The 10,593-nt window shown below is 59.3% G+C and carries 9 protein-coding genes and 1 pseudogene; 3 read left to right on the top strand and 7 right to left on the bottom strand.

Annotated elements, in window-relative coordinates; all coding sequences use genetic code 11:
* Together D3872_RS05380 and D3872_RS05375 are read left to right on the top strand one after the other, a co-directional pair.
* Positions 1–573: DUF885 family protein (locus tag D3872_RS05380; RefSeq protein ID WP_119809818.1), on the top strand; the 573-nt coding region annotated here is incomplete at its 5' end.
* Between the two features lie 17 nt (positions 574–590).
* Positions 591–2,405 carry a DUF885 domain-containing protein gene (locus D3872_RS05375; protein ID WP_119809817.1) on the top strand — a complete coding sequence of 605 codons (1,815 nt, stop codon included), beginning with the start codon at positions 591–593 and terminating at the stop codon, positions 2,403–2,405.
* 152 nt (positions 2,406–2,557) lie between these two features.
* Here the strand turns inward: D3872_RS05375 and D3872_RS05370 are convergent, their stop codons facing one another.
* Positions 2,558–4,246, bottom strand: a complete 1,689-nt coding sequence (locus D3872_RS05370) for a M14 family zinc carboxypeptidase (protein WP_119809816.1) — start codon at positions 4,244–4,246, stop codon at positions 2,558–2,560.
* Between the two features lie 262 nt (positions 4,247–4,508).
* Between D3872_RS05370 and D3872_RS05365 the strand changes: the two genes are divergently transcribed.
* The gene (locus D3872_RS05365; RefSeq protein WP_119809815.1) at positions 4,509–6,146 is read left to right on the top strand and encodes a M28 family peptidase; all 1,638 of its coding nucleotides are present in this window, start codon (positions 4,509–4,511) and stop codon (positions 6,144–6,146) included.
* Between the two features lie 176 nt (positions 6,147–6,322).
* Here D3872_RS05365 and D3872_RS25975 read toward each other — a convergent pair whose 3' ends face one another.
* From D3872_RS25975 to D3872_RS27405, 6 genes and pseudogenes are all read right to left on the bottom strand, one after another.
* Positions 6,323–7,039: a PEP-CTERM sorting domain-containing protein gene (locus D3872_RS25975; protein ID WP_220476891.1), complete on the bottom strand. Its 717-nt coding sequence runs from the start codon at positions 7,037–7,039 to the stop codon at positions 6,323–6,325.
* A gap of 722 nt (positions 7,040–7,761) precedes the next feature.
* Positions 7,762–8,292, bottom strand: coding sequence for a hypothetical protein (locus tag D3872_RS25210; RefSeq protein ID WP_147373805.1), 531 nt, complete (start codon positions 8,290–8,292; stop codon positions 7,762–7,764).
* Between the two features lie 423 nt (positions 8,293–8,715).
* Complete coding sequence (locus tag D3872_RS05350) at positions 8,716–9,012, bottom strand: hypothetical protein (RefSeq protein WP_119809813.1); 297 nt, start codon at positions 9,010–9,012, stop codon at positions 8,716–8,718.
* A complete protein-coding gene (locus tag D3872_RS05345) occupies positions 9,009–9,629 on the bottom strand; it encodes a nucleotidyltransferase domain-containing protein (protein ID WP_119809812.1) in 621 nt (206 codons plus the stop codon). The genes D3872_RS05350 and D3872_RS05345 overlap by 4 nt, the downstream gene beginning before the upstream one ends.
* Entirely contained in the window at positions 9,626–9,991 is a 366-nt protein-coding gene (locus D3872_RS26325) for a hypothetical protein (RefSeq protein WP_229459172.1), read from the bottom strand. The genes D3872_RS05345 and D3872_RS26325 overlap by 4 nt, the downstream gene beginning before the upstream one ends.
* 206 nt (positions 9,992–10,197) lie before the next feature.
* A pseudogene (locus D3872_RS27405) lies at positions 10,198–10,485 on the bottom strand (pentapeptide repeat-containing protein); the annotation flags it as partial.
* Positions 10,486–10,593 lie beyond the last annotated feature (108 nt).

Below are 10,593 nucleotides of genomic sequence, written 5' to 3'. Positions count from 1 at the left end.
AATAACCCGCACTTCTCGCGCGCAGTCGTGCACCACGAGCTGATACCAGGCCACCACCTGCAGATGTTCATGGCCGACCGCTACCAGCCGCAGCGCAAGCTGTTCGACTCGCCCTTCTTCGTCGAGGGCTGGGCGGTGTACTGGGAGATGCTGCTGTATGACCGCAAGTTCGCGGCGAAGCCGGAAGACCGCATCGGCATGATGTTCTGGAGGAACCACCGCGCCGCGCGCATCCTGTTCTCGCTTGGCTTCCACCTCGGGAAGATCACGCCCGAGCAGGCGGTGGACATGCTGATCAAGCGCGTCGGCCATGAACCGGACAACGCGCGCGCCGAAGTGCGCCGCTCGTTCAACGGCGACTACTCGCCGCTGTACCAGGCCGGCTACATGATCGGCGCGCTGCAACTGCGCTCGCTGAAGAAGGAGCTGGTCGATGGCGGCGCCATGAGCCTGAAGGCCTTCCATGACGGCGTGCTCGAAGGCGGCATCCTGCCGGCCGAACTGGTTCGGGCCCGCCTGAAAAATGAAAAGATCGCGCGCGACTTCCGCCCGGCATGGCGCTTCTACAATTGAACTGAACGGAATTGAACATGAAGAAAAGCCTCACCCTCTGCGCGCTGAGCGCGGCACTGATGCTGGCCTATGCGCCGGCGACCATCGCAGCCGGACAGCCTGCCGGCAAGGTGGCCGGCGCGGTGGCCAGTCAATCGAAGAAGCAGCTCGACAAGCTGGCCGACGAATACTACGACGCGGTTGCCCGCTACGACCCGGTTGGCGCAACCGAAAGTGGCGACAACCGCTTCGACGACCAGATCGGCATGAGCATCTCGCCAGCCGTGCGCGCAAAACAGTATGCGCGTTATGAAGCCTTCCTCAAGCGCCTGCACGCGATCGACCGCAACACGCTGGACCGCGGCGCGCAGATCAACCATGACATCCTTGAATACGAGCTGAAGACGGCGATCACGTTCAAGGACTTCCCGGAGCACCTGCTGCCGCTGGACCAGATGGACAGCATGCCTGTCACGCTGGCCAACTACGCGGGCGGCGAGGCCGCGCAGCAGCTGAAGACCGCGAAGCACTATCGCGCCTACCTGAACCGCCTGAACCAGCTGCCGGCATGGATCGACCAGGCCATCGCCAACATGCGCGAAGGGATGCGCAAGGGCGTCGTGCTGCCGCGCGCGCCGATGACGTCAGCGCTGCCTCAGTTCCAGAAACTGGTCAGCGACACGCCGGAAACCAACATCTTCTACACGCCGATCAAGAAGCTGCCTGCGACGTTCTCCGCGAAGGACAAGAAGGAACTGACCGCGGCGTACAAGGCGACGCTGTCGAAGAAACTGATGCCGTCGCTGCGGAAGCTGGGCACCTTTCTCGAGACGGAATACCTGCCGGCGACCCGCACCAGCACCGGCTGGAGCGCACTGCCGCACGGGGTGGAGTGGTACCAGGCGAACGTAGCGGCATCCACCACGACCACGCTGGGTCCCGAGGAGATCCACGCGACAGGCTTGAAGGAAGTCGCCCGCATCCAGGCGGAATACGGCGTGACCGGTCCGAAGATGGGCTACAACGGGCCTGCGGCTGGCTTGCCGGGCTGGGTGGCGGAGCAGGAGAAGTACCGTCCGTTCAAGACCGAGCAGGAAGTCATCGACGTGTACCGCAAGCTCGACGCGGTGCTGCGCGAGAGGCTGCCTGCGCTGTTCACCCTGATGCCGAAGGCGCCGCTGGACCTGCGCCTGGAGCCGGAACTGAGCCGCGCTACGGCGTCGGACCATTACACAGCGCCTGCGTCCGACGGTTCGCGCCCTGGCGTTTTCTGGTCGGTGGTGAACGATCCGAAGCAGTACGGCAGCACCGGCATGGTGACGCTGTTCCTGCATGAGGGCCAGCCGGGACACCACTTCCACATCGCGCTGCTGCAGGAGATGGACCTGCCGATGTTCCGCAAGTTCGGCGGGAATAACGCGTTCACCGAAGGCTGGGCGCTGTATGCGGAGACCCTGGGCAAGGAGATGGGACTGTTCGAAAAACCGGAGGATTATTTCGGGCACCTGAACGACGAGATGCTGCGCGCAGTGCGTCTGGTGGTGGATACCGGCATGCATGCGAAGGGATGGACGCGCGAACAGTCGATCCAGTACATGCGCGATACGCTGGGGTATACCGAGGCTGTGGCGCGCAGCGAGACGGAGCGCTACATGGTGTGGCCGGGGCAGGCGCTGGGCTACAAGATCGGGTCGCTGAAGATCGCGGAATTGCGGCAGAAGGCGTCAGCGGCGCTTGGCAGCAAGTTCAGTTTGCCGAAGTTCCATGAGATTGTGCTGGAGGATGGAACGGTGCCGTTGTCGTTGTTGGAGGCGAAGGTGCAGCGGTGGATTGAGAAAGAGTCGGGCCGATAAGTCAGTTCGGCGGATGCGCTCCGCTTATCCGCCCTACGTGTTTGTTCCATGTGACCCGTAGGGCGGATAAGCGGAGCGCATCCGTCGAATCCGAAAATACCTGTTGGCCGTAGGGCGGAAGAGCGCGAAGCGTGTCATCCGCCGAATACGAATCAAACCACCGAATACACCGGATATCGGCGCCACTCCGGTTCCACGTACCGCTGGCAATTCGCGAAGATGAAGTCCAGCACCGCTTCCTGGTTCGACAGCAGCGTCTGATTCTCTCCTTTCCACTTCTCGAACTTCGCCTTCAGCTCCGGCTCATCGCGCAGCAGTTCCAGCGCGTGGTCTTCGAACACGTAATCGGAAAACGCTTCCTTCTTCTCCAGCACGCTGTTGAAGAAGCCCCAGCGGAAGAAGCTGTCGTGCGCCTGCGGTTCCAGCGTTTCGATCACATAGCGCGCATTGTCCTGGTCCAGCGGAATCCACACGTCGCCCGGACGCAGCGTCACCTTCCCACTGCGCTTCTCCAGCTGCACATCGTCGTGGAACATGTGTCCTTCGTAGGCGTTCGGGCGCGATGTCACCGACTTGATGTGGTAATACTCGACATCGACCGTCTTCTCGGCGCCGATCCGTTCCATCTTCACGCCGTTCCACTCCAGCCGCTCGATCGCTTCACGCCAGGCCTGCGACAGCACGTAGGCGCGCGGGGTCTTGACGACGATGTCGGCCGGGAAGCTGTTGAAGTACTTGATGTCGCGTTCGAACGGCTTGCTGCGGTCATACGACAGGCGGGTGTAGTTACCCAGCACGCTGGGCGAGTACTGTGCCTCATAGCCTTTGAAGCGGAAGGTCGACGCATTCTCTTCGTCCATCGCCCAGTGGATCGGCCACTCGCGGCGGGTCTTGCCCTCGGCCTTCGCGGCGCGGCGCAGCGACTGGATCTGCTGCGCGTTCGCCACCGTGAAATCGAGCGCGGTTTCGACCAGCGCGCGCATCGACTCGTAGCGGTCCTTGAACGGCTTGAGCATGTGCGTCTCGGGCATGAAGCCGATGGTGTTGTTCAGGGCCGCGTAGCCGGTCGAGAAGCGCGGGGTTTCGAGGAATTCGGCGATGCCGTGGTCCGGGCAGTCCTTGACCGGGTTGACGTACGGGCAGGTCGGCCAGCCGCGCTTCTCCATCTCATTGAACATGTGCGGCAGCATGGTGTCGCGCAGGAAGCCGCCAAGGCCGCCGCCAAGCTTGTCGGCCTGGGTGTGGATCAGGGTCATGGTGTAGCTGTAGTCGGCGCCGTTCGAGGTGTGGGTGTCGACCATGACGTCCGGGTCCCAGGCAGTGAACAGCTTGTTGAAGACCTGCGCGGTCAGCGTGTCGCACTTGACGAAGTCGCGGTTCAGGTCGAGGTGGCGGCTGTTGCCGCGGAAGCCGAACTGCTCGGGGCCGTCCTGGTTCACGCGCGAGGTGTTCTGGCGATTCAGGCTGCCGTCGACGTTGTACATCGGGACAAACAGGAAGACCGTCTTGCCCAGCGCGGCCAGGCGCTCGGGCTGGGTGCAGAAGTCGCGCACATGCGCCATGCAGCTGTCGACGCCTTCCGGCTCGCCCGGGTGGATGCCGTTATTGTTGAAGAAGACCGGACGGCCTTCGCGCTTGAGCTGCTCGCGGTCGAATACGCCGTCGGCGGTGATGACGCCCGCGTGGACCGGCACGCCCGCATCCGAGGTGCCGACTACGCCGAAACTCAGGATGCCGGGATAGCGGCGGGCCAGTTCTTCGTACCAGGCGATGCACTCGGCCAAGGTGGTGGTCTGGTTCTTGTTGCCCTTTTCATAGGGCGTCTGCAGGTCGTTCAGCATGATTTTGTCGTGTGAAGTCAAAGATTAGCGGGATCGCGCAAACCGCTACGATACATCAAGCGGCAGGGAGATGGATATGACGGTGCCGCTGCCAGGTTCCGACGCGAAGGAAATCGAGCCTCCTCTCCCCGGCCGGGGCGTTTTTTCATCCTGCGACAACATCGTCAATACCTTTCCCGCGCGGCACTAAATCGCTGCAATGCAACAGTTTCCGAATCGCATACAATTGTCGGCTTCATCCACTCCATGCATTCGGGAACCCATGCAAAAGAAGCTCCTGGCCGTCGCGGCCGCCACCTTTGCCTCCAGCCTGACCCTCGCCTTCGCTGCCCACGCAGCCAAGCCGGCAACCGGCCCGACCGTTGAGGAAGCGCCGCTGCGCGGCCACATGGCATTCCTGTCGAGCGACCTGATGGAAGGTCGCGGCACCGGCCAGCGCGGCGGCGACCTGACTGTTGCCTACCTCGAGGCGGCGGCGATGGCCGCGGGCCTGAAGCCTGGCAACGGCACCAGCTACCGCCAGGCGGTGAAGATCGCCGGCGTGAACGCGTTGCCGAAGGAGAGCAGCATAGCCATCGAGATCGGCGGCAAGCCGCAGGCATTTGCATTCGGGACCGACTGGGTGTGGGCGCCGGGCGACGCCAAGGCGGTGCACCAGCTGGACGCGGAAATGGTCTTCGTCGGCTACGGCATCAATGCCACCGAAGAAGGCTGGAGCGACTACAAGGACCTGGACGTCAAGGGCAAGGTTGTCGTGATGATGGTCAACGATCCGATGCCGACCGCAGCCGAGCCGGAGCGCTTCGGCGGCAAGGGCCTGACCTACTACGGCCGCTGGACCTACAAGTTCGAAGAAGCCGCGCGCCAGGGCGCAGCGGGCGTACTGCTGATCCACACCACGGCGTCGGCGTCGTACGGCTGGAGCGTGGTGCAGAACAGCTGGATGGCGGAACGCTTCCAGCTGGCGCAAGGCGAACTGGGCGCGCCGATGGAAGGCTGGATGACCGAAGACGTCGCCCGCACCATCTTCAAGGCAGCCGGCCAGGACCTCGACACCCTGCGCGCCGCAGCCGAGAAGAAGGACTTCAAGGCCGTACCGCTGGGCATCAAGGTCAAGGGCGAGATGAAGGCGGCTGTGCGCAACATCGAGCAGTTCAACGTGGCGGGCATCGTGCCGGGCACCGATCCGAAACTGAAGAACGAGGTTGTCATCTACTCGGCGCACTGGGACCACCTGGGCATGCAGGGCAACGACGCGGACAACATCTACAACGGCGCGGTCGACAACGCGTCGGGCACCGCCGGCCTGCTGGCCATGGCGCAGGCGGCCGTGCGCGCGCCGGCCAAGCGCAGCCAGATGTTCCTGTGGGTAGCGGCCGAAGAACAAGGCCTGCTGGGTTCGGCTGCGTACGCATCGGCGCCGCTGTGGCCGACTGCAAAGACCGCCGCCAACCTGAACCTTGACAGCCTGAACTGGATTGGCGCGGCCAAGGACATCGGCACCAAGGGCAGCGAACGCACCGATCTGGGCGCGATGGCGGCGGCGACCGCGAAGGCGATGGGCCTGACCGTCAGCACCCCGACGCCGGACCTGTCGGGCGGCTACTTCCGCAGCGACCACTTCAGCTTCGCCAAGGCTGGCATCCCGGCATTTTCGATCGCGGGCGGACGCGACTACATCAAGGATACTGAAGCGGCTGCGGCCAAGCAGAAGTCATATGCTGCGCGCTACCACCAGGTGAAGGACGAGTACGATCCGAGCTGGGACCTGTCGGGCATGGTGCAACAGGCGCAGTTCACGCTGAACCTGGGCCGCATGGTTGCCAACTCGCCAAAAATGCCGGCGTGGAAACCGGGCGATGCGTTTGGGAAGATCCGCGCGGCGGTACCGGCCAAGTAAAAAAACGTAGGGCGGGGAGCGCGGACTGCCGCTTCTCCAACCTACAAAGAACGCGCCGCTGCCCGCGACGCGACACCCCCTCAACATGAACTCCTTCGCGCGGCATGAACCTGCGCCGCGTTGGCGCACACACGCGGTAGACGCTATCGCTTTTCCGCCCTTCTATGTCCTCTTAATCAAGCTGCGGACTTGCGGCGGCGGGCCACACCCAACATCCCCACGCCAAACAACATCAACGCGGCCGTCGCCGGCTCCGGCACATCATTCACCGGCGCCACCGGCGCTTCCAGCGCTGCAACCTCCGCCGACGTCAGCGCCGTATCGAAGATGCGCAAATAGTCCACCTTCCCCGCCGACGCCTCGCCGCCGTTGGCACCCTCATCCATGAAGAAGTTCGCGAAATTCGTACTGAACTTCAGTACGCCGTTCGTGTCGTTAAAGCTGAGCACCAGCTCCTTGTTCACAAACGCCTGCGTCATCCCGGCGGCGTTGCGGGTGAACGTGAACTGGCTCTCCACACCGTTCCCCACCCTGCCGAGCGAGGCGTAAGTGCCGCCGCCGTTAAAAATCGCAGCGCCACCGTTGTGCGTGTACACGCCGCTGTCGCGGGTGCGGTTGGCGAAGTCGATGATCTTGCGCCAGCTCGCCTGGCTGTCCAGGCTGTAAGCAAAGTCGATCGTATAGACCGAGCCCAGGTTTTCTTCAAGCGTGAGGCCCTGGTTGGCGCCGAACACATAATGCGAGCCGCTGAACGTGCCGCCCGCCGACAACAGCGCCCTGCCGCGCATATCGTCGGCGAGCGTGCCGTTCAGGCGGTACTGGTGGATCAGCTCGGCGCGAGCAGAAAGGGACGCCAGCAGCAACACGGCCGGCACGAGATAGCGCAACTTCATATTAAATTCTCCTGGTTGATGGGGCGGCGCTCATTGCGCGGCCAAGGGCAATCGAGCGGACCTGGTCGCCGGCGTCGTGAGCGCGTAACCGAGTTGTTTCTATATGCAAAAGCGTTTCTAGCCTGTCACCACGGGAATCAAATACTTAGCTATTCAAAAATGCAATACCGAGATCGCGTACGCGGACGTCCGCTGTTGTAGGTGTTACATTTTCAGCGTAGAGCGACATGCAAATGGCACCCGAGGTGCGTTCGATACGCAGGGATGGACGCTTAATGATCAGGGCACACTGACATGAGCGACCCGCGCCGCCAGCGGCGCGGGATGGTCGCCGTTGGTTGTCGGCGAATGAATCATCAGGGCCTGCCCTTCAGACTCGAATTTTAGGCGCGGGCAAAGGAACGGATGCATCGCATTCGGCCACATCGCATCGACAAACGCGCCGGCAGGTCGCCGGGATGGACTCGCCCACGGCGTGCCATGCTTAGCCGTTCTTGTCCGGGTCGAAGTGGGGGTCCTGCCGCCTGGCCCGCGACTTTATTGACGTCCTTCTCAGCTGTTCGGCAGCTGGCGTTCTCGTGCACGTGGAAGCCGATGCAATCCGGCGCGATGCCCTTACAGCGCCGGGTGAACACGACGGCAATGCTTGCTGTCGCCTGATGGGTGACCGTCCTGTGCTGGCGGCCCGGCCCGGCTTCGGACAGGACGTTCATGGTCGATGGTCATGTCAGTGAAGCGCTCGCCGCAGCGCTCGCAGCCAGCAGCAGGCCGCCGCACAGGTACGTCATCGATGGTTCATAGTGAATCTCCTTTAAATAAATAGAAATGGTCATTAGCTCTCCTTCGAGACGCAAACCGAAGAAACTATAATTATTATTCATGCATTTGAGAAATTCGCGCCGAATTCCGTTAAGAACGGCACGCGCGGTGTGGTTAAGCGCAAATCTCGGGATAGGGGACGCCAGTAGTGTAAGCGATCCATGACCAGCCTTGTCGCCGCAACTTAGGCCGGGATGATTTGCCCTGAGTCTGGTGCGATCAGGATTTCTTGACATGCGTCGGCATGGGAGAACGAAGGCGATGCAGTTCACCGTTGGCCGCATCCCAGATGACGTACTGTCGATTTCATCGAGCAAATGCTGCCAGCCATTGTCGCTAGTTTTCCGTTTGTAATGGAAGTCATGATAAGTGTCAAGACCCGCTTGGTATAAGACGCGTTTCAGGAAATAATTCAGTTGCTTCCTGTGCTGCATATCTTACTCGGTTGGAAGCAAATGAACAGCAGGTTAAAGCGCGAATATAGCCTTTACCGGTAAGTCCTACTCCGTCGAATCCCAGATTTGTATGATATTCGCGGGCTCAATGGCTGGCCTGCGGTCTCGCGCCTGTCAATCGTTCGCCACACACTGGATGTGCACGCATGACTGGGCCAGAGTGATTCGCACTTCTTCCCGTATTGGACTGCACAACTAAATCTCTGCCAGCTTGCTGGCGCACAGGATTGCACCTCCAAGATTGCGCCAATGCTGGCGCACGAGTGCAACGCCCGCAGGCTGCCGTTCGAGAAGAAGGCGATGGCACTTACTCGATATCATTGCCGCAGACCATGCGGCCTCGCCACCCAACGGAGCAGGATGGTCAGCGTGGTTGTCGCCACTACAGGCAGGCCATGCCCTTCAGCTCGGACACTTTAGCTCACGCTGAATGGCTTCTGAAAGGGCCGCGACTTCACTCACTAACATTGCGTAGTCTTCAGTCACTTGCTCCTGACTTTTATTAGCTAGGAAAAAAAGCTTTGCCCCAGCCTCCCGTACGAGGACGGCTAGGCGACAAGTGCTATCCAATTGATTTTTAATTAACCAACGGTCAATAGCCTTGCTGGCAAGGCTGAATAATTCCTCCTGCCAAGCCCGCGAGTTAACCATGTAGAGAATTTTTCGTTGGGCGGAGATCCGGTTATTAAATTCGCTCATTTTATTTCCATTAACAATTCGCGCATCCACTGATCAATAGGAAAGAGACGCGGCAATACATGATCGACCTCTGATCCGGTGATGTCAGCACCAATTCCACGGGTGGCGAGTATTCGTGCACGTTCCAAAATTGAATAGCTCAATTCATCAATAGGAGCCGGCGGATCGATGGCAAAAGCCGATCGTCGAGAAAACATTGGAATTCCAGCGCCAAGAGAATAACAAGTTGCAAAATTTCGAATGCTCAGAAAAATCGAGGAGAGATTAAAAACACGACTCGAGCTTGTCTGCCGAAGAGAAGCCAATGATTCGCTAAATAAAATCTGAAATTTTTCACAATCACCTCTTGAATCGAGGTATGGCTTCGGAACGCCAAGCGATTTGAGAAAATCGGTTCCGTCACTGCTGAATAGGAGCGTCGACTCCGTAGCGAGATGCCATGCAAACGGGTTTCCCGATGTCCACATTTCTCTCAACCGATCATAGGTATAGACAGAGAAAATCTCGGAATCGAACCGATCGTCAGGCGAATCTATACAGGCAAGAACGTCAATATCCGACCCGCGAGTGATCTCGCCGCGGCAAATAGAACCAAAAGCATAAATATGAGAACTCATCGACGGCTGAACCTTTTTATTAAGATCGCCGTGAACAACGCAAATAAAGTCAACCGTGTTGCCACGATCACGGCAGCATACAAGGGCACATAGGACACTTGCTCCGTCGCCCCAAAGAAAATCGCCGGCGCATTATTCAGTGACGATAAATAGTCATGTATGTTGTACGCATCCTTATAAAGCCAAGTGTCGAAGAGTGCAATTCCAAGAATAGCAAAACCAAGCGACCGAAGAAGTTTCAAAACGCTTTCGCCATTACCCCACAAAAATCTAAAAGGATAAATTTTAGCCAAAGAAAGAACCGCTTCACTTTCTGTAGCCCCGGATACTTCCGAACGTAATATGATTCGCCAGAGGCCCATGCTTTATAATTATGTTGCTTGGTCGCGTCCAATTCCAAAGAAATCGCCCGATTTACGGCTTCGGCATCCCCCAACTGTTGATAGTTCGTACGCAGCGAACGCGCGAAGCGCATCTTTAGATTTTCTTGCCACGGTGCCTCCCGATCTAATATCTCGCTGTCAATTTGGGTCTTCTCAAAGGTGGCGTAATCGAATTTGCATCCGGAGAATCGCGATCCGTGGAAATTACTATTCACGAAGCGACACCCCACGAATTGGCATGAGTCGAAGACGCAGTCACGGACATAGCATCCGTCGAAAATACTGTGATCAAACCGAACGTTAACGAAACGAATCTGCTTGGACGGGCTACTCACGGCACCAAGACGCAAGAACAGCTTGAAACGATAGTCCTTATCTTCGACTGACTTCGAAAAATACTTATCAGCCAGAATCTCTCGATTCCCGTCACGGGGCTCGGGCGGAACGGATGAGGTAGTTTCTGAATTATTCATTATATGAAGTTTGAAGACTATCGTATTATTTTACTCTGCATATGGCTTCCGGTTGCTGTGACGCCCGGCCACCACCGCCGTCGACCGTAGCGACGAATTGGTTGCGCA

The sequence above is a fragment of the Massilia cavernae genome (assembly GCF_003590855.1).
Taxonomy (GTDB): domain Bacteria; phylum Pseudomonadota; class Gammaproteobacteria; order Burkholderiales; family Burkholderiaceae_D; genus Telluria_A; species Telluria_A cavernae.
The sequence above is the reverse complement of the archived record's forward strand: the minus strand, read 5'-3'. Positions and strand labels throughout refer to the sequence as shown.